Consider the following 25,674-nt stretch of genomic DNA (forward strand, 5'->3'; position numbering starts at 1 on the left):
CGGGGAGAGGGTGGCCGAGCAAAGCGGAGGCCGGGTGAGGGGGCCGCTTGTTCCGGCGTCCGCCAAGCAAGCCTTAACGCAAAACCTCAAGCGTGCGCATGATGCCGCGCAGTTCCGCCAGGCCTTTCAGTCGACCAATGCCGGAATAGCCGGGATTGACGCGTCTGCCTATGTCGTCGACGATCACCTGGCCGTGGTCGGGTCGCATCGCGACGAGATCGTTCCCCGGATTGGCGCCGTAGGAACCTGTGCAGAGCGTGATGCCGTTCGACGGTGACTTAATCGCGGCGCCGGCCTGTTTCACATGCGAAAGCTTGACCGTGTCGTCCGGTCCGAACCAGCGCCAAGTCTGTTCCATTGTCGTCCTGCCTTATGCTTGTCAGCCGAGCCGCATGCCGGTGGCGGCGTCGAAGATGTGGCTGTTGGTGGGCGCGAGCGCCAGATTGAGCACTTCGCCGGTCTTGATGAAAAGCCGCTCGCGCAGCTGCGCCGAGAATTTCTGGCCGTCGACGGTGCCCTGCACGAAGGTTTCCGAACCGGTCGGCTCGATGTTGGTGACGGTCATCGGAATGCCCTCGTTTCCGGCGGCGATGGCGAGATGTTCGGGGCGGATGCCGTAGGTGACAGCGGTGCCGGGGGACGCGGAAGTCTCCGGTCCAAGCGGCAGGCGAACGCCGTTTTCGGTCAGCACGGACTTACCGTCATCGGCCACCGTGCCGGAGAGGAAATTCATCGAGGGCGAGCCGATGAAGCTCGCGACGAACATGTTGACCGGCTTGTCGTAAAGCTCCAGCGGCGCGCCGACCTGCTCGACGATGCCGTCCCTCATGACCACGATCCGGTCGGCCATGGTCATCGCCTCGATCTGGTCGTGGGTCACGTAGACGGTGGTGGTCTTGATGCGGGCATGGATATCCTTGAGCTCCGCGCGCATCTGCACGCGCAGCTTGGCATCGAGGTTGGACAGAGGTTCGTCGAACAGGAAGACCTTGGGATTGCGGACGATGGCCCGGCCCATGGCGACGCGCTGGCGCTGGCCGCCGGAGAGCTGTTTCGGGTAACGCTTGAGGTAATCGGTAAGTCCGAGGATACGCGCGGCATCGTTGACCCGCTCGGCGATCTCCTCCTTGGATTTCTTGGCTAGCCGCAGCGAAAAGCCCATGTTCTCGGCAATCGTCATATGCGGGTAGAGCGCATAATTCTGAAAAACCATGGCGATGTCGCGGTTCTTCGGCTCGACCTCGTTGATGACGCGACCGTCGATACGGATCGTGCCGCCGGAGATGTCTTCGAGCCCGGCGATCATCCGCAACAGCGTGGACTTGCCGCAGCCGGAGGGGCCGACGAGGACGACGAAGGCGCCATCCGGCACATCGACGGACACGCCCTTGATGGTCTCGAAGTCGCCATAGGCCTTGCGGACGTTCTGGATTTCAACGGAAGCCATGTACTTATCCTGAAACTGTTCGGGTTCGGGGCTTCAGCCGATCTGCGGCGCGGATGGCTGCGAGCAGGCTGAGGCCGGTGTGGTAGCCCGGATCGAGATCCGGCGTGGCGGGCACGAAATCGACGGGGCCGTCCCTGGTCATCGTCTGGTAGGCGATCGGTGGCGTGCCGCGCCAGTAGCGCTCGAAGAACGCGGCGTGGGCGACCTTCCAGACATCGAGGCTCTCGGCACTGCCGGTGCGTTCATGAACGAGGGCGGCCGAACGGATGGTTTCCGGCAGCGACCACCAGGGGCAATAGGGGCTTTGCGGTTCACCGTTCTTGATGGAGACGGCGAGCGTGATGCCCGGCCCCACGAAGCCCTTGCGGAAGGACGAGACGAGGATGCGTTCCAGCGTCTCGATCAGCGCCGGATCGGCGGTGTCGTCGAGATAGTCGAGCGCGAAACCGACGAACTCGATTCCGTGGCCGACATTGCATAGATCCTCGCCCGGCACGTTGCGCAACAAGCCGGTCGCGGCATCGTAATGCCTGTCGATGACATGGGCGATGAAACGGTCGGCAAAGGCGAGATGCGCCGTGTGGCCGGCGCGTTTCAGCGGGCCTGCGGCACCGAGCAGGATCATCCGCGGGCCGAAATCATCGGGCTGGACGGCAAGGCTGTGGAGCGAGAGCGGCCGGCGTTCGTCCATCTGGAAACGGCCGGTTTCGATGGCAGTAATCACACGGTCGAAATAGGCAAGGTGACCGGCGATATCCGGCAGGCCATAACGGCTCGCGGCTGCCACCAGCCCCTTCGCCACGAAGGCGTCGGAATAGGTGTAGATCAGCGCCGGTTTTTCCTGAGCGTGGAGCACGTTGGACTGATCCGCATAGACGGCCTGCATGTCGCGGTCGTAGCAGAAATAGGCGTGACCATCCGGCTTCTGAAGTGCAGCCAGAAGGTCGTAAAGGCGGCGACCGGCGGTATCGAGCTTTTTGGCGAGGGGCGGCAGCTCGTCTTCGAAGAACTCCGCATGTCCGACCAAGGCTTCCAGTCCCCGCCCCTGGATCCAGCCATAGGTGTAATCCGGGCCACGGATGCCATCCTCCGAACTGTAGTCCTTCAGCGTCAGGCTGTTCTGCTTGGTGTTCAAAAACCCGCCGCCGAGCATCGGACGCTGCAGCATCCAGTAGAGAGTGCCGGCATTGGCGGCGGCATAAGTGGTACGGGCTTCTGCCAAGAAATCCATCGCCATCGTCACTCCTTGAGCCCGGTGCTGGCAACGCCCTGCACGAAGTTGCGGCGCAGGATGACGAAGAGCAGGATGGACGGAATGAGGACCGTGGCGGAGGCGGCGCTGAGGCGGCCGAGATCGACCGTGAACCCGGTCTGGAACAGTGCGAGTCCCACCTCGATCGTGTAGCTGGTGCGGGTCGTGGTGACGATCATCGGCCAGGCGAAGGCGGTCCAGGCCTGGAAGAAGGCGAGCACCGCGAGTGCGCCGAGCGCGCCGCGCAAAAGCGGCAGGACGATGTGCAGGAAAATCCAGAACTCGCCGGCGCCGTCGATGCGGGCCGCTTCCAGCAGTTCGTCGGGGATCGAGTGGATGACGTTCTGGCGGATCAGGAAGATGCCGAAACTCATCACCAGATAACCGAGCAGCAGGCCCCAGACGGAATTGAGGATGCCGAGGCTTTTTGCCTGGAAATAGAGCGGGATCATGTAGACCTCGAACGGCACGATGGCAGTCGCGAGGAAGAGCGCAAACAGGATGTTCAGCGTCCGGAAGCGGAACTTGCCGAAGATGTAGCCGGCGATCGCCGACGTCGCGACGATGGCGATCGTCGACATCACCGCAAAGGCGATGCTGTTGGCGATCCAGCGCAGGAGTGGCGTTTCGCCGAGCACGGCGGAGAAATTGGCGATGGTCGGGTCGCGCGGGATGATGGTCGGCGGCCAGCTGAGCATTTCGGCCGGCGTCTTGAAGGCGTTGGCGACCAGGAAGACCAGCGGCAGCAGCATCAAGATCGAGACGACAATCAGGAAGACGTCGATCGCGAAGTTCATCACCCGCTTCTTGCGGCGCAGGCGCACGCCCTCGGAAAGCTCTTCTGTAGTGGGCTCGATATAATTGACGGAACCGGTAGTCATGCCTTGCCCCTTTCCCGCAGCGTCGAGAACTGGATGAGCGTCAGCCCCAGCACGATGACCAGAAGCACGACGGCTTCGGACGCCGCGTAACCGACGCGGTAATTGCGAAAGCTGTTTTCCAGCATATCGAGAACCAGCACCCGCACCTGCCGTCCGGGCGCCCCTTGCGCATCGGACGCGAGCACGAAGGCCTGGGCGTAGACGTTGAAACCGGAAACCAGCGTCACGACCGAGACGTAGAGGGTGATCGGTTTCAACATCGGGATCGACAGGTACCAGAAGCTCTGCGGGCCGGAGGCGCCGTCGAGCTTGGCGGCTTCATAAAGCGAGACCGGCAGGTTCTTGAAGCCGACGATATAGATCAGCACCGCGTACCCCAGCGCCTGCCACGAGCAGAGCACGATGATGCAGATGACCGACAGGACCGGATCGAACAGCCAGGATTGCGCCGGGATGCCGAAGAAGGTCAAAAGCGCATTGAGCGGCCCCAGCCGAGCGTCAAAAATCCATTTCCAGGCCATGGCGGCGGGAACCAGCGAGACGACATGCGGAATGAAGATCGCGGTCTCGTAAAAACCGGCCATCCGCGAGCGGGTGCGGTGGAAGATCAGCGCGGCAATGATCAGCGCCATCGGAATGGTGAGGATCAGCACGCCGAAGGCGATTATCGTGGTGTTGACCAGCGCATCGATGAACAGGTGGTCGCCCATCAGCTCGCGGAAATTCGCGAGGCCGACGAAGGGCTTGTTCTTCGACAGGATGTCCCACTTGAAAAGGCTGAGCCTCAGCGTGTCGGCGATCGGATAAAGCCGGACATAGGCAAAGATCGCCAGGGTCGGCAAAATCGCAAGGATCGCAAAAATCCATCTTTTGCGCTTCAGCATAGAGTTTTGGCCTGTAGACAGCAGGGTTCGGCCGCGGCGCGGGTCGGACCCAGGATCCCCGTTTAAGTGCCCGGAGCAATGATGCCCCGGGCCCATGCGATTGGCGAGTGGTGCCGGCGATTATTTCGCGCCCAAGCCTTCGCGGGTGAGGATGGTGTTCACTTCGTCGCTGGTCTTCTTGAGGAAGGCATCGATCTTGGCATCGTCGCTGGCAAGCGAGGCATCACCGAAGGCGACGACGAGCTGGGCGGCAACGCGGGTCAGGATCTCCTCGATCGGGCCGATCGACGGCAGCGTGAAGAACTCGTAGCCCTTCGGATAATCGACGAAGGCGGCAAAGGCCGGCTGCTTGGAGGTGACGGCCGAATAATCGACGCCCGAACGGTTCGGCAGCCAGCCGACGTTCTGCAGCAGCCAGACGAGGTTTTCCGGCGAATTGGCCGCCTTGGCGAATTCCCAGCCGGCCTTGGCATCGGCACCCTTGCCGGCGACGTAGAGGTTGGTGGGCAGCGCGATCGAACCCTTCGGCAACGGCGCGGTGGCGTATTTCAGATCCGGCGCCTTCTTGGCGATATCGCCGATCACCCAGGATTCGCGGATGAACATCGCAGTCTGGCCGCGCTCGAAGGCATCGGCGTCAGCCGGCATCTCCGGGGAGACCGTCTTGGTGGTGAAGATGTTGGTGAGATACTGTTTCAGCGCCTTGCGGCCCGCTTCATTGGCGAAATTGGGCTTCCACTTGCCGTCGCCGGCGGGGACCAGGATCGCGCCGCCATACTGATGCATGTTGATCCAGAATTTCTCGGCAATGCCCTGGCCGCCGCCCGAGAGGCGCATGCTCCAGCCGGAGACGGTGGCCTTGCCGGATGCGTCGCGCTTGGTCAGCTTCTCGGCATAGGCGGAATAGTCCTCCATCGTCTTCGGCGGGGAGGTCAGGCCGGCCGCCTTGAACATGTCGGTGTTGTAGTAGAGGGCGCCCTGGCCGCGGAAGAGCGGCACCCCGTAGATCTTGCCGCCCTTGCCTGCCGTATCGCTGAAGAACTTGTCGAAGTTCTTCGGATCCTTGACGAAGGTCGAGATATCGGCCGGGGCTTCCGGCAGAAGATCGTTTTCAAGGTAGCGGGTAGCGGTCGAACCGGAAAGCTCGATGACCGTCGTGCCGTCCTGGCCGCCGGTGAGGCCGAGCGCGACGCGCTTTTCATGCTCGCGAAGGGCGATCGCTTCGACCTTCACCTCGAGTTTCGGATAGGCGGCCTTCATGCCCTGCGCGACATGTTCATAGAACGGCGCCATTTCCGGATAACCGCTCCAGACCGTCAGTGTTTCGGCCGAAACGGCGGACGCGCCCGAGAGAAGGGCTGCGCCGAATGCCGCGCTCATAAGCAGCGCGCGGGTCGAAATCCTCGTCTTTGCTGATCTGTTTTTCATGTCCCTGTTCCCTTGTTGTTGTTAACAAAAAGCTCTCATGCAACCGGTTGCGTGTCAAGCATCGGATCGTTTCCGGCGGTCCCTTGGCTCATGCGGCCCCGCTTCCGCTGGAGGTCTCGTTGGCGAGCCGGATGGCGCAGGCCGCAAGCGTTTCCGCCGAGCCCGGCGCGAAGGTCGCCGCCAGGCCGTAATAGCGATGCGCCTCGTCCACCTCGTAGCCGCCGAACCGGAATTCGCCGGCCGGCGGAATGTAACCGGGATTATCGTCGGCAAAGCCGATGACGAAGGCTGGCTTGTCCAGGCCGAGTGCCGCGCGGATCGACAGCGCCGTCTCCGCAAAGATCTCACCCGGCAGCGCGACGATCGGCACGCCGCCCCAATCGAGCACGGTCACCCGCGCGGCAAGCGGCTCGGGTTGGGTGGGCGCTATGTCGCGCGCCCAATCCGCCCAATAGCCGAGCAGGCTTTTGCGGGCGGGTTCGGCGTTCAGGGCCTCGTCCCGCCAGCGTTTTTCGAGGGTTTCCGGCGGTTCGGTCTCGCGGCGCTCGAAGGTGAGGCTGACGGTGTCATTTCGGGCGGACACGGCGTTCGAAACCGGCTGTTCCACAGCGGCAAGCGCCGCCTCGGCGATCTTGCGGCCGATCCGTTCGGCGGCGGCAAAGCTGCGATCCGGGTTTTCGGCAAGCGAGATCGAGGCATGCGCGGAGTGGCCGGTATTGGCGTCGCCGACGCAGCCGGTCATGAACAAGGCAACGGCGCCGGGATGCGCTTCTTCCAGCGCCTGCCGGACGAAATGGGGATAATCGGCCGTCCAGAGGAGATTGTCGGCCGCCAGCACCACCGGATGGCAGGCATAGGCGGTGACGACGGCGATCATGCTACCATCCGCAGCGCGGATGCGAAGATGTGGCAGGGAAGTGTCCACGGGTCCGCCGGGATGGCGCCGATTACGCGCAATCCCCGGATCACTTCCCTGCCCCACAGTGATGGTTGCCGGCCGGCGCGCCGTGGCGGCCTTGTCGATGGCGGCGATACAGCCATCTTCCAGCCGCTCCAGATAGGCCGGATCAGCGGCGATGCTGAGCCGTCCGCCCATGGAAACCGGACCCCCGTGATTGTGGAGCGCTGCGACCACGACGTTTTCTGCCGGCAGGACGCAACGCTGCCGGATCCGGGCACTCGTCGCGGCATCGATGCCGATGACATCGGCGACGACGACGGCCGTATCGCCGACCACCACGGCACGCGCCGTCAGGGCGTCATGGGCGCCCCTGGCCGGCAGCGTGCGGGCCGCAAAGCCGGACATGGCAAGGCCGGGCGGCGGGGTGATATCGACGATGGCAACGCCGGCCCTGATCATGTGCAGGATGCCTTTTCGCCGTGGACCCAGGTTTCGCGGATAGACAATTCCCGCTCGCCTTCCGACCATTCGAAGCGGATGAGGTCGGCCCGCGTGCCGACTTCCAGCCGTCCGCGTCCACCGACGAAACGGCCAGGATTTACGGTCGCGAGGAGAAGCGTATCGGCAAGTGGAAGGCCTGCCATCTGCGACGCGATCGCGACATTGGCCGATAGCGGCAGGCTGGCGCCGGCGAGATAGGGCGTGCCGGCGACGCTGATGCGGCCTTCCGCAGACACTTCGACGCGGCCGCCGACCGGCTGGTCGTAGATGCCCGGGGGCATGCCGGCGAGCGCCACCATGTCGGACACGAGGATCGCCCGATCCAGGCCCTTGGCGCGCAGCATCGCCTTGAACGTGTCGGCCGGCAGGTGCCAGCCGTCGGCGATGAAGCTCGCCGTCAGTCGGTCGTCGGCAAGTTGCGCCCAGATGAAATTCGGATGGCGCGGCAACATGGCGGCGGCGCCGTTGCCGAGATGGGTGGAGAGGACAGCACCCGCCTCCACCGCAGCATGGATCTGCTCCGGCGTCGCGGCTGTATGACCGAGCGCCACATAGGCACCTCTGGTCGTAAGAGCGCGGATATAATCGACGCTGCCGTCATGTTCCGGCGCGATCGTCACCATCGAGACCAGGTTGCCGGATGCCTGCTGCCAGCGGTCGAACTCTTCGATCGACGGCGGACGGACATGCGCCAGCGGATGCGCGCCGCGCGGGCCATCGTTGTCGGAGATCGAGGGACCTTCGACATGTATGCCCGGGACCATTTCGGCGATCAGCCGGTGGCCGGCGCGGATTTTTGCGATATCGGCGAGGGCCTGAAGGAGGGACGTCTCGGGCGCCGTGATAAGGGTCGGCAGCCAGGTTGTGACGCCGACGCTTAGCAATTCCTCGCAAAGCGAGAGGAGGATGTTGGGAGTGACTTCGCCACTGTTCAGATCGAAGCCGCAATAACCGTTGACCTGCAGGTCGATCAGCCCGGCGGAGAGGTAACGCGGGCTGGTATTTTCCGCCGGGCGGATGGCGGCAATCCTGCCGTCGGCGACTTCGATCGCAAAACCTTTGCCGGTGCGGGGATCGATACCGTCGACGACCATGGTCAGAGCGCCCTCACCCGGCCTTGGAAATTGGCGATGAAGCGGCCGTTCGCCTCGTCGCCTCCCGGCGCATTGCCGCTGCGCCAGACCGGCGGCTCTATCCCCCGTTCGACAAGCTTCGCCACCGTGCGGATCACCAGGCAGTTCAGGGTGAATGCGTTGGCGAAGGTGGAGATTGCCGCGATATTTTCGCCCATGCCGGGGACCTTCACCACCGCATCGCCGATCGGCACCTTGCAGTCGATGGCGATATCAACGATGTCGTGGAGGTTTTGTTTGGTCGGATGGCGGGCCGGATGGTCCGGCGAGGTTTTCGACGCGTGCTCGCGGGAACTGACGCCGATCAGGAAGGCGCCGCGGCGTTTGGCCTCCAAAGCCGCATCGATCAGCGCGGCATTGATGCCGTAGGCGTTGACGAGGATCAGCAGGTCGGCATCTCCCAGCCGCTGGTTTGATATCACCACCTTGCCGTAGCCGGGCGTGCGCTCGATCGCCATGGAGCGGAGCGCACCGTTCGAGAGCAGCGTGCCCTCGTCGAGGATGGCGCTGATATGCATCAGCCCGCCGGCGCGGAAAAAGACCTCCTGCGAGGCGAGATTGGAATGGCCGCCGGGGCCGTAGATATGCACCAGCCGATCGGCGGCGATCTGATCGGCGAGTTTTGCCGCCGCCTGGTCGAGAGGGGCCTTTTCCTCCTCCAGAACCCGGCGCATCAGGGCATGGGTCGAGGCAAGATAACCTTCGCAGAGCGCGTCCGCATCGATGACGGGATGATCAGGCATCGGGGTCGGAGTCCTTGTCGATATAAAGGGTGCAGGCGGCGTGGAAACGCAGAACGCTTGCCGGGCATTCGGTGGTCAGCGGGCCGTAGAGCGTTTTCGAAACGGCATCGCGTTTGACGGCGCCCGGCACGACGCAAAACATCCGGTCGGCCCTGAGCAGGCGCGGCACGGTCAGCGTGATCGCTTCGTTCGGCACTGAAGCAAGATCGGAAAAGCAGTCGTCATCGACCTGCTGCTGGCGGCAGATATCATCCAGTTCGACGATCTTGACGTCCAGCGGGTCGTTGAAATCGGCGACCGGCGGGTCGTTGAAGGCAATATGGCCGTTGACGCCGATGCCGAGGCAGACGAAATCGATCGGCCCTTCGTTCAGCAGATCGGAATAACGGCGCACTTCGGCGCCCGCATCCGGCTCGGGGGTGATGCGATGCACGGCGGCGAACGGCAACTTGGCGAACACATGTTCGTCCAGCCAGTTGACGAAACGCGCCGGCGAGGACGGCGACAGGCCGATATATTCGTCCATGTGGAAGGCGGTGACGCGGCCCCAGTCGATGCCCGGTGCGGCGCAGAGCGCCTTCAGCATGTCGGCCTGGCTGGGGGCGGCGGCGAAGATCATTCTGACCCCGGCCTGGCTCGCGAGGCGCTCGACCAAGGCGGCGGCAATGTCGGCGGCGGCAGCGGCACCCATCTCGGCCCGTGTTGCAAAGCTTTCGACCGAGAGGCGGTCGAAGGTCCGCCGCGTTTCCGGCGAAGGACGATGGGCGGTGGCGATGGTCAACGCAGTCTCCATGTTCATGCCATGGGAAGCCGGCGGCGCGCAGCGCTATAGAATGGCCGCATCCGTTGCAGTTCCCCTTGTTCTTATTGACCGAAGACTTCCATGCAACCGGTTGCATGTCAAGTGAATGAATGTCAGTCTTTCAAGGGATGACGGGGCAGAATTGATAGCGCCTCGGACTTCATGCTAAGTGCCAGGCCAAACGGGCGAGTTCTCAATTTCCACGATCAAGCGGGGCCGATGATCAAGCGGACCAAAGGCGTCACCATCAGCCAGGTCGCGGATGCGGCAGGCGTTGCGCGTTCCAGCGTCTCGCGCGCCTTCACGCGGCCAGACATGCTCTCCCCGGAAACCGTGACGCGGATCATGAAGGCGGCGGAAGCGCTCGGTTATGTGCCGAACCACACGGCGCGGGCGCTGAGCACCGGTCGGCACGGCAATGTCGGGCTGATCGTGCCGGATATCGCCAACCCGTTCTTTCCGCCGCTGATCCAGGCGGCCCAGCTCGAAGCGGACAGATCCGATTTCTGCATCTTCCTCGGCAATACCGAGGAGAATCCGAAGCAGGAGGACAAGCTCGTCGGCCGGTTCGCCGGCCAGGTGGAAGGCCTGGTGCTCGCCTCCTCACGCCTTTCGGACGAGCGCATCCGCGCCCATGCCGGCCAAATGCCGCTGGTGCTGATCAACCGCGATATCGACGGCATTCCGCGGGTGCTGATCGACAGCGGCTCGGGTGTTCGCGAAGCCGTCGAACATCTCGCCAAGCTTGGGCACCGCCGGATCGTCTATGTCAGCGGCCCCTCGAACTCCTGGTCGAACAAGCAGCGCCGCACTGCCATCAAGGCCGCGGCATCAAGATTGGATATCGTGGTCGAAACCGTGCCGGCGGTGCTCGCAAGCTACAATTCCGGCCGCAACGCGGTCAGCGCGATCCTCGCCACCGGCGCCACGGCTGCCGTCGCCTTCGATGACCTGACGGCACAGGGCGTGCTGGCCGGGCTTTCCGAAAAGCGGGTCTCGGTGCCCGGCGATTTCAGCCTGATCGGCTGCGACGACGTGCTCGGGGCCGTCACCTATCCCGCGCTGACATCCGTCTCCAACCGATCGACGGAGGCCGGCCGGGTTGCCGTCTCGCTGCTCCTCGACATGCTGCAGTCGCGCGCCATCCGCGATGTGCGCTACGTGCTGGAAACGCATCTCGTGGTGCGCAATACGACGGCCCCGGCGCGATAGACGCGGGAACCTTGCCGGCAGCCGCCGGTTTGGGAGGATATCCAATCTTCCACGGGAGGTTCCCATGCCGAAGAAGAACAAGAAGAAATGGTCGAAGGACGTGGCCGAACACAGCGACGCCATGGACCTGAAGGATGGCGTGTTCAAATCGCGCAGCCCGAAAAAGATCGCCGATTCCCTCAAGCACTCCGCCGAAACAAGCGACAGGCGCAAGTCGAGCCCGTTCCAGTCGGCCATGTCGATGCTGAATTTCTACATCAACCGCGCCGGCGAACAGCTTTCGAAATCGCGACGCACCACCCTGGAGAAGGCCAAGGATGAGCTTCGCAAGGATTTCGGCCGTGAACCGAAGCGTTAAGATCACGCCGCCGAGCCTCGAGGCCATGACCTCAACCGCCGACTCCACCTTCGAACCCATTTTCTTCGAGCCCAGCGACTGGGTGCCGAACAATCCCGGTTTGCCGGTGCTGGTCTGTCGCCAAGCCATCGCAGCGGAAGGCGAGATGGCGCCGAAATTCGAAAGCCGGTTCAGCGAAAATGGCTGGGAGGGGATCTGGCGCAATGGCGTCTTCGACTATCAGCATTATCACACCGGCGCCCATGAAGTGCTGGGCATCGCCGGCGGCCGGGCACGGCTGCTGATCGGCGGGCCTGACGGCACGGAACTCAGCGTCCATGCCGGAGACTGCCTGATCCTGCCCGCCGGCACCGGCCACATGCGGATCGATGCCAGCCGGGATTTCCTGGTGATCGGCGCGTACCCGCCCGGACAGGAGGCGGATATCCAGACAGGGCCGGCGAGCGAAGCGCAGCTTGCCCGGATCGCCAGCCTGCCGCTTCCAAAGACCGATCCTCTGGGAGGTGCCGACGGCGCCCTTCTTCGCGCTTGGTCGCGACGCTGATCTTTCAGTTTACCCGCATGTAACCAGCACGTCGGCGCATGCCCCCAAGAATGACGAGCCTCCTATCTTGGTCCGGCTTTCCGAGTGGCGGAATATTGCAGTTTCGTGCTGGAAATCGCCCACAAAACAAGCATTGCAACGTTGCAGCATAAGCGCGGCCCTTAGAGCCATTAGATTTCGGCTTGAAGGCGCTTTCACGCCGGCAGAGCGTTTGACGGCCTTCAAAATGTATGGCCTCCTTATATCACGACGCGAGCGGGAGGAGACTGTTCGCGTCATCACACTCCGGCCTCGCCCGCGAGGTGCCGGACTGAACTCTAGGAGGAGAGTGCAGTGAAGAAATTTCTAGCAGGCGCCCTGGCGCTGGTGTTTTCCGCATGCGTTCCGGGAGGTATGGCCACCGCCGCCGAAGACAACTACCCGAGCCGGCAGATCACGCTGATCGCCGGCTTCCCGGCCGGCAGCGGCGCGGACGTCTATGCCCGCTTCTTCGCCAAGAAGCTCGAAGAACAGCTGAAGCAGACCGTCATCGTCGACAACAAGCCGGGCGGTCTCGGAAGCCTTTCGGTCGTGGCGCTCAAGAACGCCAAGCCGGACGGTTACACGATGCTGATCGGCTCGGCCGACCAGTTCACCGCCGCGCCCTACGTCTTCAACGCCCCGCCCTATGATCCGCTCAAGGATTTCGATTATGTCGCGCCGGTGTTCAGCCAGGCATTCATGATGCTGGTCAACGCCAAGTCGCCCTACCAGAAGATTTCCGACCTGACCAAGGCGATGAAGGAAAAGGGCGCCAAGGGCTCCTACGCCACGTCGAACTTCCCGTCTGTCATCCTGGCCGAAATGTACAAGGCCAATACCGGGGTGCCGGACACGCTTCAGGTGCGCTACAAGACCAGCGCGGACTCGCTCAACGACTTTGCAAGCGGCGCCATCGACTACATGGTCGGCGACCCGGTCTTCGGCCTTGCCCGCTCGCGTGACGGAACGCTGCGCGTGCTGGCAGTCAGCACGGCAAAGCGCATTTCCTCCGTCCCGGACATCCCCACCTTCGCCGAAGAAGGTGTGCCGAATGTCGACGTCCGCATCTGGTGGGTTCTCGCCGCGCCGAAGGGCACGCCGAAGGCCATCCTCGACAAGATGCACAAGGTGATGACGCAGGTCACCACCAGCGAGGACGCCCGCAAGTTCGTCGGCACCAATGGCGGCGAGCCGATGACGCTCGACAGCCCGCAGGCGACCCTCGACTATGCGACGATGGACACCAAGCGCTGGGAAGGGTGGGCCAAGATCGGCAAGATCGAAAAGCAGTAGGCTTCCGGAAGCATGACCGCACCATCAAGGCCGGAGCGATCTCCGGCCTTTTCTGTTTCAGCTTGTCGGAAAATAAGGCCTGTGAGGCGCCCTCGGGGACAACTGCGGATTGATCATCCGCTTCAATGACTTCCGCGAGGATGCATGTCCGAACGGCACGGAAACTGGCTGGCCTCGGGACTTTTATCGGAACAACCGCCGCCGTCCGACAGTTAGACCGCAAATTCGACGGCTCTAATCTGCGGCGAGGAAAATCCGATGAACACGCGCCCCCAATTCATCGCCGGGACATCCCTCGCGCAACTCCCACCACAGATCTACTACGTTCATCCCCTGATGCTGAGAGGGCTCGACGCCTGGCGGGAAGTTTTCGCGCATGCCAGGGATCTCGGTTTCGATACGGTGCTGACGGCGCCGCTTTTCGAACGGGGCCGCAATGCCAGCGTCTTCGTGACGAAGAATTTCGATCGGCTCGACCCGGAGCTTCAGCTCGGTTCCTCCGTCGAGGACGGCATCAAGGCGCTGATCCGGGCAGCGGGCGAAAGCAAGGTCAAGCTGATGCTCGACCTCGTGGTCGACCGGGTCGCGGTGGATGCGGAACATGCCGGGCCGATCCTTGCCGATCCGCGTGTCGCGCCGCGCGACAGCTGCAGCCGCGGCATCGATTTCATGAGCGAAGCCCGCCATATCGAGGATTGGCGCAACCGCATGGCGCGGCTTGCCGGCCTCGGGATCACCGGTTTCCGCTGCCTCGGCATCGGCCGTCTGGCGCCGGAAGCCTGGTACGACCTGATCGTCTCGACCCGCAAGGCGACGCCCGAGACCACCTTTCTGGCATGGACGCCCGGCACCTCTTTCGAGGATCGGAGGGCGCTCGAGGGCGCGGGTTTCGACGGCAGCTTCTCGTCGCTTGCCTGGTGGAACCTGGAGGAGCGCTGGATCCTCGACGAATACCAGATCCAGCGCCAGATCGGGTATCAGGTCACGTTTCCGGAAGCGCCCTTCGGCAAACGCATCGCCCATGGCACCGACAGTTGCGAAGTGCTGCAAAGGAAGGCGGTCCGGTCGCTGAAGCTCGCATCGACCTTCGCAAGCGGGCTGATGATACCGATGGGCTTCGAATTCGGCGCGTCTACGCCGCTCGATCCGCTGCACGGTGACGGGATGGGCCTCCGGGGTCTGCGCGAACAGGGCTCGTTCGACCTCTCGGTCGATATACGCAGCGTCAATGCCGGTACCAACAAGACCGCTGCCGGCTTCGCCCGCCAGCCGCTCCGTCTCATCTCCACCAGCCAGACGCCCGCCGTGGCGCTGATGCAGACCGACCGGGAAGACGTCCGTTCGGCGCAGAAGGTGCGGGTCGTGGTTCTGAACCGCGATCTGCGCCGTGCCGTGGCTGCGCCCTTCAACGCGCTCCGCGAGGCTGCCTCGCCCTTCCTGCCGCTCGAAGCGCCCGAGGCGGATGGCGAAGCCTTTGCCGCACAGCTGAAGCTGAAACCCGGCGAGATCAGGATATTCGAAGGCCGGTCGTCGGTGCCGATCGTCGATGCCGCACCGGTTCCCTCGGTCGACAAGGCGACCGCTTCGCCCCGGCTGGCGATCGAGAAGATCATGCCCTCCGTCGATGACGGCCGTTTCGTGGTCAAACGGGTGGTCGGCGAGACGGTGAAGGTCGAGGCGGACATTTTCGGCGATGGCCATGATCCGTTGGCGGCGGCGCTGTTGTGGCGTGCGGCCGACGAGACGGAATGGACCGAGGAGCGCATGCAGCTCGTGCTGAACGATCGCTGGAACGCGGAATTTACCCTGAAGCGGATGGGCCGGCACGAGTTCCTGATCGAGGCCTGGCGCAATCCCTTTGCGATCTTCCGCTATGAGTTCGTGAAGAAGCACGAGGCCCGGCTTGATCTGCGGCTGGAAATCCAAGAGGGCATCAACCTCGTTCTCGATGCGCTGGATAACTCGTCGGGCAGGATCAAGACCCGGCTCAAAACCCTGTTCGACAAGCTGACCGAGGTGCAGGACCCGCAGCGCACGGAAATCCTGCTGGCGCCCGAGACCGCCGAACTGATGGCGGAGGCCGACCGTCGGCCATTCAAGGTCCGCTCGCAGGCGATCCCGGTCGATGCGGAGCGTATCGCTGCCGGTTTTGCCAGCTGGTACCAGATTTTTCCCCGCTCGCAGAGTGGCGATCCGAACCGGCACGGCACCTTCGACGACGTCATCAAGCGGCTGCCCGCCATCCGCGACATGGGTTTCGACGTTCTCTATTTCCCGCCCATCCACCCGATCGGCAAGACCAACCGCAAGGGCAAGAACAATTCCCTGAGCCCCGCGCCGGAGGATCCGGGCAGCCCCTATGCGATCGGCTCGGAGGAAGGCGGTCATGACGCTATTCACCCTGAACTCGGCACGTTCGAGGACTTCCGGCGGCTGGTGGATGCCGCCAAGGACGAGGGCCTTGAAATCGCGCTCGACCTCGCGATCCAGGCTTCGCCCGACCATCCGTGGCTGAAATCACATCCAGGCTGGTTCGACTGGCGGCCGGACGGGACGATCCGTTATGCAGAAAACCCGCCGAAGAAATACGAGGACATCGTCAACGTCGATTTCTACGCCCATGACGCGATCCCCTCGCTTTGGGTCGAGCTCCGCGATGTCGTGCAGAAATGGGTCGACAACGGCGTAAAGCTGTTCCGCGTCGACAATCCGCACACAAAGCCTTTCCCGTTCTGGGAATGGCTGATCGCCGACATCCGCGCGCGGCATCCGGACGTCGTGTTCCTGTCGGAGGCCTTCACAAAGCCGAAGGTGATGTACCGGCTCGCCAAGGTGGGCTTCTCGCAGTCTTATACCTATTTCACCTGGCGCAATGCCAAGTGGGAGCTCGAACAGTATATGCGCGAGATCACCACCGAGGAGCCGAAGGAGTTCTTCCGGCCGCATTTCTTCGTCAACACCCACGACATCAACCCGGACTTCCTGCAGAACGCGCCGCGTCCCGCCTATCTGATCCGCGCCGCACTTGCCGCGACGCTGTCCGGCCTCTGGGGCGTCTATAACGGCTTCGAACTCTGCGAAGGACGGCCGGACGCCAAGCGCAAGGAATATGCGGATTCGGAGAAATACGAGATCCGCGCATGGGATTACGACCGCCCGGGCAACATCAAGGGCGAGATCACGCTTCTCAACCGGCTGCGCCGGGAGAACCCGGCGCTGCATTCGCATCTCGGCCTGCAGCTTCTCACCGCCTGGAACGATAACATTATGTTCTTCGAGAAGGCGAGCGCCGGTCGCGAGAACGTGCTGCTGATCGCAATCAACCTCGATCCGTACAACGCCCATGAGGCGGATGTCGAAATTCCGCTCTGGTCATGGAACCTCCCGGACCATGGCGCACTTGACGTCGAAGACCTGATCACCGGCCAGAAATTCACCTGGGCCGGCAAGGTGCAGAGGCTGCGTCTCGATCCCCATTGGGGCCTGCCTTTCGGGATCTGGCGCGTGCGATAGGGAGGAAGCAAAATGGATATGACGAGCGCGAACCGGAGCCAGGGGCAGAACCAGGCACAGATGAATGAGGGCGATCCGCTATGGTATAAGGACGCCATCATCTATCAGCTCCACATCAAATCGTTCTTCGATGCCAATGGCGACGGGATCGGCGACTTTCAGGGCCTTCACGAAAAGCTCGACCATATCGCCTCGCTCGGCGCCAATGCGATCTGGCTGCTGCCCTTCTTTCCCTCGCCGCGCCGAGACGATGGCTACGATATTGCAGACTATGGCAGCGTCAGCCCCGACTACGGCACGGTCGACGAATTCAAGGCTTTCGTCGAGGCGGCGCACCAGCGCGGCATCCGGGTCATCATCGAGCTCGTCATCAACCACACGTCCGACCAGCATCCGTGGTTCCAGCGTGCGCGCCACGCGCCGGCCGGCTCTCCCGAACGGGACTTCTACGTCTGGTCGGATACGGATCAGAAATTCCCGGAAACCCGGATCATCTTCCTCGACACGGAAAAATCCAACTGGACCTGGGATCCGGTCGCCGGTGCCTATTACTGGCACCGCTTCTATTCCCACCAGCCGGACCTCAACTTCGACAATCCGCAGGTGCTGGAGGAACTGCTCGGCGTGATGCGCTTCTGGGCGGATACCGGCATCGACGGGTTCCGGCTCGATGCGATCCCTTATCTCGTCGAGCGCGAAGGCACGAACAACGAAAACCTGCCCGAGACGCACGAGATCCTGAAGAAGATCCGCGCGTCGCTCGATTCCACCCATCCCGGCAAGATGCTTCTCGCCGAGGCCAACCAGTGGCCCGAGGATACGAGCGAATATTTCGGCGATGGCGACGAATGCAACATGGCGTTTCATTTCCCGCTGATGCCGCGCATGTACATGGCGATCGCAAAGGAAGACCGCTTCCCGATCACAGACATCATGCGGCAGACACCGGAAATTCCGGAAAACTGCCAATGGGCGATCTTCCTTCGCAATCACGACGAGCTGACGCTCGAAATGGTGACCGACGAGGAGCGCGACTACCTCTGGAACATCTATGCCGCCGACCGCCGCGCGCGCATCAATCTCGGCATCCGCCGCCGCCTTGCGCCGCTGATGGAGCGCGACCGCCGCCGCATCGAGCTGATGAACGCGCTGCTGCTCTCCATGCCCGGAACACCGGTTCTCTATTACGGCGACGAGATCGGCATGGGCGACAACATCTATCTCGGCGACCGCGACGGGGTGCGCACCCCGATGCAGTGGTCGCCGGACCGAAATGGTGGGTTTTCCAAGGCCGACCCGGCCCGGCTGGTGCTGCCGCCGATAATGGATCCGCTCTACGGATATGAAGCGCTCAATGTCGAGGCGCAGGGGGCCGACGCCCATTCGCTGCTCAACTGGACGCGGCGGATGCTGGCCTTGCGCAACAAACATTCCGCATTCGGGCGCGGCGCGCTCAGATTCCTGGCGCCGGGCAACCGCAAGATTCTTGCTTATCTGCGTGAATATAACGGCGACACGATCCTCTGCGTCGCCAATCTCTCGCGCCTGCCGCAGGCGGTCGAACTCGACCTGGCCCAGTTCGCCGGGCGCGTGCCGATCGAGCTTTCCGGCATGTCGCCCTTCCCGCCGATCGGGCAGCTGACCTACCTGCTCACCCTGCAGCCCTACGGTTTCTTCTGGTTTCATCTGGTGGCGGAAGCCGACGGCCCTGTCTGGCGCAAGGAACCGCCGGAGCAGATGCAGGACATGGTGACCATGGTGGTACGCCGCGACCTTCAGGAGCTGGTCGATCAGCCGAGGCTGTCGGCGACGCTGTCGAACGAAGTTCTGCCCGCCTATCTCGGCAAGCGGCGCTGGTTCGGCGCGAAAGGCGAAGTCCTGGGCGGTGCCTCGCTGGTCGCCGCAATGCCGATCGCGTTTGCCAACAACATCCTGCTCGGAGAGCTCGAAGCCGAAGTGAACGGGCGCAAGGATACCTACCTGCTGCCGCTCGCCGTTTCCTGGGATGACGCCCAGCCGACGGCGCTCGCCCAGCAGCTGGCACTCGCCCGCATCCGCCAGGGCCGCCGCGTCGGCTTCCTGACCGACGGGTTCGCGATGGAAGGACTGGCGCGCGGGGTGATCCGCGGCCTCTGCGAGCGGTCGGTGATCTCCGGTCGCGCCGGCACGCTGGAATTCATCGGCACCGACAAGCTCGACTGCCTGACCATCAACGACGAGATGGTCGTCCACTGGCTGTCCGCCGAGCAATCCAACAGTTCGCTTATTCTGGGCGACATGGCGATGGTGAAGCTCATCCGCCACGTCTTCCCCGGCATGCATCCCGAAGTCGAAATGACCCGATACCTGACCAATGTCGGCTATCAGAACACTGCCCAACTGCTCGGCGAGGTCGCCCGCACGGCGCCGGACGGCAACCGCTACACGCTGATCATCGTGCAGAGCGCGATCCGCAACCAGGGCGACGCCTGGAACTGGATGCTCAGCAACCTGCGCCGGGCCATCGACGAAATCGTGGTGACCGGCCTTGAGGGCGAGGTGGTGGACGAGCATTTCAAGCCGCTCGTAAATTTCGTGGCGGCGATCGGCAAACGGCTCGGGGAGCTGCATGTGGCCCTCGCCCAGGCGACCGAGGACCCAGACTTCCAGCCGATCCGGGCGACGGCAACGGATGCCGAGAAATGGCGCGAGGCTGTCACGGGCCAGATATCCCACAGCCTGTCGATCCTCGAAAAAACGGTCGAAGGGATCGAATCGGATATCGCCCGCGAGGCAAAAGCGTTGCTCGATCGCCGCGACGACCTCCTCGGCCTCGCCACCCATCTGGCAAGCGAGGTGGAAGGCACGCTGATGACCCGCAATCACGGCGACTTCCATCTCGGCCAAATCCTGGTCGCGGAAGGCGATGCCTATATCATCGACTTCGAAGGCGAGCCGACCCGCGACCTTTCCGAACGCCGCGCCAAGACCAATCCCTTGCGCGACGTCGCCGGTCTTCTGCGCTCGCTCAGCTATCTCGCGGCCTCTGCCGACCTCGATCGTGAAATGGTCAGCGAGGTGGAAGACGCGCGCCACAGGGCGCTGGTCGGGCGTTTCATGGAGATGGCGGAGCCGGCCTTCCTCGACGCCTATTTCGAAGCCGTCGGGAACTCACAGGAGCTGCGCATCGCGCCAGAGGCCCGCGGGCGCATTCTCGATCTCTTCCTGCTCGAAAAGGCTGCCTACGAGATCGCCTACGAAGTGCGCAGCCGCCCCCACTGGCTTCCACTACCACTTGCCGGCTTCTCGGCGATCGCATCCCGACTTCTGGAGAACGTTTCATGAGATACGAGCGCACCGATTTGATGATCGGCACCGTCCAGGAGGGTCTGCAGGCCCTGGTCGAAGGGCGGCACGGGGACCCATTCTCGATCCTCGGACGCCATCAGTACGGCAACCTTACCGTGGTCCGGGCGCTGCTGCCGGGTGCGCTGTCGGTCGAAGTGGTGGAGGCCGATTCCGGCAAGGTGCTAGCCGAACTCGAGACCATCCACGAGGGCGGGCTGTTTGCCGGGGTGACCGGCAGCACTGCGCCATATTTCTTCCGGATCCGCTGGCCGGACGCCATACAGGAGATGGAAGACCCCTACTCCTTCCCGCTGCTGCTCGGCGATCTCGACCTGCATCTGATCGGCCAGGGCACCCACTATGATCTCGGCCGCACGCTCGGCGCCATCCCGACGGAGGTCGAAGGGGTCGAGGGCGTGCGCTTTGCCGTCTGGGCGCCGAATGCCCGGCGCGTCTCGGTCGTCGGCGACTTCAATTCCTGGGATGGGCGACGTTATCCGATGCGGCTGCGTCCGCAGGCGGGCATCTGGGAACTGTTCATCCCGCGCCTGACCCATGGCGAGCGCTACAAGTTCGAGATCCTCGACGGCAACGGCAATCTGCTGCCGCAAAAGGCCGACCCGGTTGCCCGCGCCAGCGAGGCTGCCCCGTCGACGGCCTCGATCGTTGCCTCCTCGAAACCGTTCCGCTGGAGCGACGAGGACTGGATGCGCAGGCAGCGTGCAGACCGGGATCGTGAAGGTGCGATGTCGATCTACGAGGTGCATCTGGGCTCGTGGCTTCGGATTGCCGAGGAAGGCAACCGCCATCTCGACTGGGTCGAACTCAGCCAGCGGCTGATCCCCTATGTGCAGAACCTCGGCTTCACCCATATCGAGATGCTGCCGATCATGGAGCATCCGTTCGGCGGCTCCTGGGGTTACCAGCCGCTCGGGCTGTTCGCCCCGACCGGACGCCACGGCACGCCGGAGGACTTCGCCTATTTCATCGATCGCTGCCATCAGGCCGGCATCGGCGTCATCCTCGATTGGGTGCCGGCGCATTTCCCGACCGACGTCTGGGGGCTGGCCAAATTCGACGGCACGCCGCTCTACGAGCATGCCGATCCGCGCGAAGGGTTCCACGGGGACTGGAACACGCTGATCTACAATCTCGGCCGCAACGAAGTGAAAGGGTTCCTGATCGCCTCGGCACTCGAATGGCTGGAGCATTACCATGTCGATGCTTTGCGCGTCGATGCGGTCGCCTCGATGCTCTACCGGGACTACAGCCGCAACGAAGGCGAATGGATCCCTAACAAATACGGCGGGCGCGAGAACCTTGAGGCGGTCGAGTTCTTCAAGCACCTGAACAGCATCGTCCACAACCGCTGCCCGCATGCCTTCACCGCGGCAGAGGAATCGACCGCCTGGCCGGGCGTCACCAGGAAGATCGAAGAAGGCGGCCTCGGCTTCGATTTCAAATGGAACATGGGCTGGATGCACGACACGCTGCATTACATGCAGGACGACCCGGTCTACCGGAAATACCATCATGGCGCGATGAGCTTCGGGATGATCTATGCCTATTCCGAGCGCTTCATCCTGCCGCTCTCCCATGACGAAGTGGTGCACGGCAAGGGCTCGCTGATGGCCAAGATGCCGGGCGACCGCTGGCAGAAACTTGCGAACCTTCGCGCCTATTACGGCTTCATGTGGGGCCATCCCGGCAAGAAACTCTTGTTCATGGGCGGCGAACTGGCTCAGGAGAGCGAATGGAACCACGACGCCTCGGTCGTCTGGGACCTGCTCGACAGCCCGGACCACGCGGGCGTCCAGCGTCTGATCCGTGACCTGAACGCGCTCTATGCGCAGGAACCGGCGCTGCAGTTCGGCGACCTGCACCACGAGGGGTTCGAGTGGGCGGTGGCCGACGACGCGGCGAATTCCGTCTACGGCATGCTGCGCTCGTCGCCGGATCGCTCGTCGCATATCCTGGTCGTCTCGAACCTCACGCCGATGCCGCGGCACGGTTATCGCATCGGAGTCCCGGCGGAGGGACGCTGGGAGATAGTGCTGAATACCGACGCGGCGCTTTATGGCGGATCCAATCTCGGACAGACGGAGGCTTGGACGGAGCGGCAGGCGGCGCATGGGAGGGAATTTTCGATCTCCGCGGTGCTGCCGCCGCTTGCGACGGTGTTTCTGCGGTGGCGGGGGTAGAACCTGACGTGAGGCAAACGGTGCGGCCAAAGGTTTTCGCCGGCCGCGCTTATTCGCCCCGCCAGCCAGCCTGGTAGGTAATCTTGTCCACCCCGGCAAACCGCCCGACGCGGAGCAGTTCCGCGTCCAGCTTCTCCAATCGCCCCGCCGAAGTCCGCACGCCCTTTTCCAGCCATAACCGCTTCACATCCAGGGTGCTGGACTTGCGGTCCGCCTTCATGTCGATGCGGCCGATCATGCGGTCTCCTTCGAGCAGCGGGAAGACGTAGTAGCCGTATTGGCGCTTCGGCTCGGGCACGAAAACCTCGATGCGGTAGAAGAAATTGAAGAGCCGCTCGGCCCGGTCGCGGTTGCGGAGCAGCGGATCGAAGGGGCTGAGGACGCGCACGCGGGCCGGTGGTTCGGGGATATCCCCAAGGTTTTCGGGAAAGCCAAGGAAGGCGAAGGACGGGCGTGGCTTGCTGCCGTCGGCGGCCTCGATCAGCACCTCGGTCAGTTCGTCGCGATGGGCTTTCACCCATTCCTTTGCCTCGTCCGGCGTGACCAGATCGAAAAAGGCGGCGATTTCGCCCGAAGTCGCAAAGCCGAGGCGGGCCATGGCGCCGCGGCAGGCCCAGTCGATGAATTCCTCGTGGCTCACTTCCGGCTCGTGATGTTGCCGCGGGATCACCCGTTCCATCAGGTCGTAGATCTTCTGGAAGTTGACGCGGCCGGCGATCGCCAGCTTGCCGGTGTGCCAGTAATATTCGAGCGCCGTCTTGTTCGGATGCCAGTTCCACCAGCCGCCGGACTTGTGATCCTCCTGCTTCATGTCGCGCGACATGATCGCGCCGTTCTCGGCAATATGCTGGAAGGTCTCCTCGAAGGCGGCGTCGAACCCTTCGCCATGCCATTTCCTCCAGCGTTCGGCGAGAATCGGCTCGCGGCGGCGAAAACGGTGTTTCCAGTAGCGGAAGAAGCTCGTCGGGATGATCGAGGCGTCATGCGTCCAGTGTTCGAAGAGCTCGCCGTCCTTTTCCAGAAGCGCGGTCAGGTGCTCGCGGCGGTAGGTCTGGTTGCGCGAAAACAGGATCATGTGATGGGCGCGCTCGACGGTGGCGATACTGTCCACCTGGACGAAACCGAGATCGTCGATGAGCTGTAGCAGGCCGGCTTTGGTCAACGCGCGGCCGGGCGGTTCGCAGAGCCGCTGCCGTTCGAGGAATATCTTGCGGGCCTGATCGTTCGGAATGAGAATCGCCATGGCGTCTAGACTAGGATACCGCCGCGCCGGATTCAATGTTCACGTTCGGTTCCGCATTCCCCTTCCCCATCTTCCGGTCTATAGACCGCTGAACACCGAGGGACCGGCTTGGATATCCGTTTCGAACAGGCAGAAGCGCGTTTCGAGGGACGCACCATCGTTCATCCGCTGACGCTGTCGCTCAGCGAACGGCGGATCGGCGTGATCGGTCTCAACGGTTCCGGCAAGACCACCTTCGCGCGGATGATCAACGGGCTGGTGCTGCCTGCCACGGGCCAGGTGACCGTCAACGGCCTCGATACGGTGAAAGACGGCGACAAGGTTCGCGGCCAGGCCGGCTTCATCTTCCAGAACCCGCAGAACCAGATCATCCTGCCGATCCTGAAAGAAGATATCGCGCTGGGGCTGAAGAGCCAAAAGCTCTCGAAGGCGGATACGGAGGCGGCGATCGAGGCCGTACTTGTCCGTTTCGGCATCGCCCATCTGGCCGACCGGCGTGTGCACGAACTTTCGGGCGGAGAACTGCAGCTGGCGGCGCTCGCTTCGGTTCTGGTGACCCGGCCGAATATCCTGATCATGGACGAGCCGACCAACCAGCTGGATCTCCGCAACCGCGGCCTCGTGGAGCGGACGATCCACGGGCTTGACGAAAATGTCATCGTCATCAGCCATGATCTCGACCTGATCACCGATTTCGACCGGGTTCTGTGCTTCCATGAGGGCCGCCTCGCCGACGACGGCGCACCCGCCGAGGTCATCGCGCGCTACCGCGAGCTTGCGGCATGAAGACGCTCTATGTGGAAGGCGACACGTTTCTGCACCGGCTTTCGCCGCGGGCAAAGCTTCTCGGCCTTGCCGCCCTCAGCCTCCTGCTTTTCGTGATCCATTCCCCGGCTGTTCTTGTCGTAGCGGCCTTGCTCGGCGGTATCGTCTATTCGTCGCTGCAGCTCGGATGGCGCCAATCCTGGCTGCGGCTGCGGCCGATCCTGCTGACCATCGTCATTGTCGCGATCTTCACGCTTGTCCTCAACGGCCGCCACGATGCGCTGGTCGTCGTCACGCGGCTGACGGCGCTTGCCCTCTTCGCCGCGGCGGTGACGGCGACCACCAGCACCGGCGATTTCATCGACGAGATCACCCGCCTTGCCATGCCGCTGGAGCGCCTAGGGCTCGTCAAGGCCGCGGATATCGGGCTTGCGATCGGTCTGGTCATCCGTTTCGTGCCGGAAATACTCAGCCGATACCAGGCCATCCGCGACGCGCACCGCGCCCGCGGACTGAAGGTCCGGCCGCTGACGCTGGCGGTGCCACTGATCATCCTGACGCTCAAAAACGCCGACGAGATCGCCGCTGCCATTGACGCACGTGGCATCCGGGCGCAGAAATAACTTCATATGACAACCAGGGATTCGCATAGCATGACCACCCGTGATCTCGTTCTGGCCGCCCTTTTTGCCGCCATTATCGTGGCGCTCGGTCTCGTGCCGCCGATCATGCTCGGCTTCATTCCCGTGCCGATCACCGCGCAGTCGCTCGGCGTCATGCTGGCGGGCGTCATCCTCGGTGCCAAGCGCGGCGGTTTCGCGGTGCTTCTGGTCCTGCTGCTGGTCGCGATCGGCCTGCCGGTTCTATCGGGTGGACGCGGCGGCCTTGCCACCTTCGCCTCTCCGACCGCCGGTTATCTCGTCGGCTGGTTCTTCGCGGCCGTCATCACCGGTTATTGCTCCGAGCGTTTCGTCGATCGTTCGCAGAGCGGCCTCGTACAGATCACCGGCTTTTTCCTCGCGGCCCTGCTCGGCGGCGTGGTTGTGGACCATGCGCTCGGCATCTTCTATCTCGCCTATGTCACGGGCACCGGGCTTCCGACCGCCTTCATCGGCGACCTGTCCTTCGTTCCGGGCGATGTTCTGAAGGCGATGATCGCGGCACTTGCAGGCCGCGCCGTGATGGTCGGTTATCCGTTGCTGCCGCAACGGGCCTGATCGGCCGC

20 protein-coding genes and 1 pseudogene are annotated in these 25,674 nt (G+C 63.3%); 10 read left to right on the forward strand and 11 right to left on the reverse strand.

What is annotated here, in order from left to right:
* Positions 1-73: 73 nt before the first annotated feature.
* From C5J26_RS12170 to C5J26_RS12215, 10 genes and pseudogenes are all read right to left on the reverse strand, one after another.
* Positions 74-283 (reverse strand): annotated as a pseudogene (locus tag C5J26_RS12170) (mannonate dehydratase); the annotation flags it as partial.
* A gap of 96 nt (positions 284-379) precedes the next feature.
* A complete protein-coding gene (locus tag C5J26_RS12175; protein ID WP_105401990.1) occupies positions 380-1,447 on the reverse strand; it encodes an ABC transporter ATP-binding protein in 1,068 nt (355 codons plus the stop codon).
* A 4-nt stretch (positions 1,448-1,451) separates the two neighbouring features.
* Complete coding sequence (locus C5J26_RS12180; RefSeq protein WP_105402190.1) at positions 1,452-2,678, reverse strand: hypothetical protein; 1,227 nt, start codon at positions 2,676-2,678, stop codon at positions 1,452-1,454.
* Between the two features lie 8 nt (positions 2,679-2,686).
* Positions 2,687-3,580: a carbohydrate ABC transporter permease gene (locus tag C5J26_RS12185; protein ID WP_206051178.1), complete on the reverse strand. Its 894-nt coding sequence runs from the start codon at positions 3,578-3,580 to the stop codon at positions 2,687-2,689.
* On the reverse strand, positions 3,577-4,464 hold the full coding sequence (locus C5J26_RS12190; RefSeq protein ID WP_105401991.1) for a carbohydrate ABC transporter permease: 888 nt from the start codon (positions 4,462-4,464) through the stop codon (positions 3,577-3,579). The genes C5J26_RS12185 and C5J26_RS12190 overlap by 4 nt, the downstream gene beginning before the upstream one ends.
* A 120-nt stretch (positions 4,465-4,584) precedes the next feature.
* The gene (locus C5J26_RS12195; RefSeq protein ID WP_105401992.1) at positions 4,585-5,892 is read right to left on the reverse strand and encodes an ABC transporter substrate-binding protein; all 1,308 of its coding nucleotides are present in this window, start codon (positions 5,890-5,892) and stop codon (positions 4,585-4,587) included.
* An 88-nt stretch (positions 5,893-5,980) separates the two neighbouring features.
* The gene (locus tag C5J26_RS12200) at positions 5,981-7,252 is read right to left on the reverse strand and encodes a neutral/alkaline non-lysosomal ceramidase N-terminal domain-containing protein (protein WP_105401993.1); all 1,272 of its coding nucleotides are present in this window, start codon (positions 7,250-7,252) and stop codon (positions 5,981-5,983) included.
* A complete protein-coding gene (locus C5J26_RS12205; RefSeq protein WP_105401994.1) occupies positions 7,249-8,388 on the reverse strand; it encodes an N-acetylglucosamine-6-phosphate deacetylase in 1,140 nt (379 codons plus the stop codon). Before C5J26_RS12205 ends, C5J26_RS12200 begins: the two co-directional genes overlap by 4 nt.
* Positions 8,389-8,390: 2 nt before the next feature.
* A complete protein-coding gene (locus C5J26_RS12210) occupies positions 8,391-9,170 on the reverse strand; it encodes a sugar isomerase domain-containing protein (RefSeq protein WP_105401995.1) in 780 nt (259 codons plus the stop codon).
* The gene (locus C5J26_RS12215; RefSeq protein ID WP_245441159.1) at positions 9,163-9,951 is read right to left on the reverse strand and encodes a 6-phosphogluconolactonase; all 789 of its coding nucleotides are present in this window, start codon (positions 9,949-9,951) and stop codon (positions 9,163-9,165) included. Before C5J26_RS12215 ends, C5J26_RS12210 begins: the two co-directional genes overlap by 8 nt.
* Positions 9,952-10,191: 240 nt before the next feature.
* Here C5J26_RS12215 and C5J26_RS12220 point away from each other — a divergent pair, with 240 nt between their 5' ends.
* The 7 genes from C5J26_RS12220 to glgB all read left to right on the forward strand — a co-directional run bounded on the left by C5J26_RS12220 (position 10,192) and on the right by glgB (position 22,441).
* Complete coding sequence (locus C5J26_RS12220; RefSeq protein WP_105401997.1) at positions 10,192-11,184, forward strand: LacI family DNA-binding transcriptional regulator; 993 nt, start codon at positions 10,192-10,194, stop codon at positions 11,182-11,184.
* Between the two features lie 64 nt (positions 11,185-11,248).
* Positions 11,249-11,542 carry a DUF3175 domain-containing protein gene (locus C5J26_RS12225; RefSeq protein WP_105401998.1) on the forward strand — a complete coding sequence of 98 codons (294 nt, stop codon included), beginning with the start codon at positions 11,249-11,251 and terminating at the stop codon, positions 11,540-11,542.
* A gap of 25 nt (positions 11,543-11,567) precedes the next feature.
* On the forward strand, positions 11,568-12,086 hold the full coding sequence (locus tag C5J26_RS12230; RefSeq protein WP_172745853.1) for a cupin: 519 nt from the start codon (positions 11,568-11,570) through the stop codon (positions 12,084-12,086).
* 333 nt (positions 12,087-12,419) lie between these two features.
* Positions 12,420-13,400, forward strand: a complete 981-nt coding sequence (locus C5J26_RS12235; RefSeq protein ID WP_172745839.1) for a tripartite tricarboxylate transporter substrate binding protein — start codon at positions 12,420-12,422, stop codon at positions 13,398-13,400.
* A 258-nt stretch (positions 13,401-13,658) separates the two neighbouring features.
* Positions 13,659-16,913 carry a maltotransferase domain-containing protein gene (locus C5J26_RS12240; RefSeq protein ID WP_105402001.1) on the forward strand — a complete coding sequence of 1,085 codons (3,255 nt, stop codon included), beginning with the start codon at positions 13,659-13,661 and terminating at the stop codon, positions 16,911-16,913.
* An 18-nt stretch (positions 16,914-16,931) separates the two neighbouring features.
* Positions 16,932-20,237: a maltose alpha-D-glucosyltransferase gene (gene treS / locus C5J26_RS12245; protein ID WP_371681919.1), complete on the forward strand. Its 3,306-nt coding sequence runs from the start codon at positions 16,932-16,934 to the stop codon at positions 20,235-20,237.
* Positions 20,234-22,441: a 1,4-alpha-glucan branching protein GlgB gene (gene glgB, locus C5J26_RS12250; RefSeq protein WP_105402002.1), complete on the forward strand. Its 2,208-nt coding sequence runs from the start codon at positions 20,234-20,236 to the stop codon at positions 22,439-22,441. Before treS ends, glgB begins: the two co-directional genes overlap by 4 nt.
* A 49-nt stretch (positions 22,442-22,490) precedes the next feature.
* Here glgB and C5J26_RS12255 read toward each other — a convergent pair whose 3' ends face one another.
* Positions 22,491-23,684 (reverse strand): winged helix-turn-helix domain-containing protein, encoded by a 1,194-nt coding sequence (locus tag C5J26_RS12255; protein ID WP_105402003.1) that lies wholly within the window; start codon positions 23,682-23,684, stop codon positions 22,491-22,493.
* A gap of 108 nt (positions 23,685-23,792) precedes the next feature.
* Here C5J26_RS12255 and C5J26_RS12260 point away from each other — a divergent pair, with 108 nt between their 5' ends.
* From C5J26_RS12260 to C5J26_RS12270, 3 genes are read left to right on the forward strand one after another with little or no spacing between them, the layout of a single operon-like run.
* Entirely contained in the window at positions 23,793-24,470 is a 678-nt protein-coding gene (locus tag C5J26_RS12260) for an energy-coupling factor ABC transporter ATP-binding protein (protein ID WP_105402004.1), read from the forward strand.
* A complete protein-coding gene (locus C5J26_RS12265) occupies positions 24,467-25,072 on the forward strand; it encodes an energy-coupling factor transporter transmembrane protein EcfT (RefSeq protein ID WP_105402005.1) in 606 nt (201 codons plus the stop codon). Before C5J26_RS12260 ends, C5J26_RS12265 begins: the two co-directional genes overlap by 4 nt.
* A 30-nt stretch (positions 25,073-25,102) precedes the next feature.
* A complete protein-coding gene (locus tag C5J26_RS12270) occupies positions 25,103-25,666 on the forward strand; it encodes a biotin transporter BioY (RefSeq protein WP_105402192.1) in 564 nt (187 codons plus the stop codon).
* Positions 25,667-25,674: the final 8 nt, after the last annotated feature.

The sequence above is a fragment of the Neorhizobium sp. T7_12 genome (assembly GCF_002968535.1).
Lineage (GTDB): Bacteria > Pseudomonadota > Alphaproteobacteria > Rhizobiales > Rhizobiaceae > Neorhizobium > Neorhizobium tomejilense.

Coding starts and splice junctions, on each gene's coding strand:
- C5J26_RS12265 (WP_105402005.1), top strand. CDS start 24,467: ATGAAGACGCTCTATGTGGAAGGCGACACGTTTCTGCACCGGCTTTCG.
- C5J26_RS12225 (WP_105401998.1), top strand. CDS start 11,249: ATGCCGAAGAAGAACAAGAAGAAATGGTCGAAGGACGTGGCCGAACAC.
- glgB (WP_105402002.1), top strand. CDS start 20,234: ATGAGATACGAGCGCACCGATTTGATGATCGGCACCGTCCAGGAGGGT.
- C5J26_RS12205 (WP_105401994.1), bottom strand. CDS start 8,388: ATGGTCGTCGACGGTATCGATCCCCGCACCGGCAAAGGTTTTGCGATC.
- C5J26_RS12255 (WP_105402003.1), bottom strand. CDS start 23,684: ATGGCGATTCTCATTCCGAACGATCAGGCCCGCAAGATATTCCTCGAA.
- C5J26_RS12210 (WP_105401995.1), bottom strand. CDS start 9,170: ATGCCTGATCATCCCGTCATCGATGCGGACGCGCTCTGCGAAGGTTAT.
- C5J26_RS12175 (WP_105401990.1), bottom strand. CDS start 1,447: ATGGCTTCCGTTGAAATCCAGAACGTCCGCAAGGCCTATGGCGACTTC.
- C5J26_RS12230 (WP_172745853.1), top strand. CDS start 11,568: ATGACCTCAACCGCCGACTCCACCTTCGAACCCATTTTCTTCGAGCCC.
- C5J26_RS12200 (WP_105401993.1), bottom strand. CDS start 7,252: ATGATCAGGGCCGGCGTTGCCATCGTCGATATCACCCCGCCGCCCGGC.
- C5J26_RS12220 (WP_105401997.1), top strand. CDS start 10,192: ATGATCAAGCGGACCAAAGGCGTCACCATCAGCCAGGTCGCGGATGCG.
- treS (WP_371681919.1), top strand. CDS start 16,932: ATGACGAGCGCGAACCGGAGCCAGGGGCAGAACCAGGCACAGATGAAT.
- C5J26_RS12270 (WP_105402192.1), top strand. CDS start 25,103: ATGACCACCCGTGATCTCGTTCTGGCCGCCCTTTTTGCCGCCATTATC.
- C5J26_RS12195 (WP_105401992.1), bottom strand. CDS start 5,892: ATGAAAAACAGATCAGCAAAGACGAGGATTTCGACCCGCGCGCTGCTT.
- C5J26_RS12180 (WP_105402190.1), bottom strand. CDS start 2,678: ATGGATTTCTTGGCAGAAGCCCGTACCACTTATGCCGCCGCCAATGCC.
- C5J26_RS12240 (WP_105402001.1), top strand. CDS start 13,659: ATGAACACGCGCCCCCAATTCATCGCCGGGACATCCCTCGCGCAACTC.
- C5J26_RS12185 (WP_206051178.1), bottom strand. CDS start 3,580: ATGACTACCGGTTCCGTCAATTATATCGAGCCCACTACAGAAGAGCTT.
- C5J26_RS12190 (WP_105401991.1), bottom strand. CDS start 4,464: ATGCTGAAGCGCAAAAGATGGATTTTTGCGATCCTTGCGATTTTGCCG.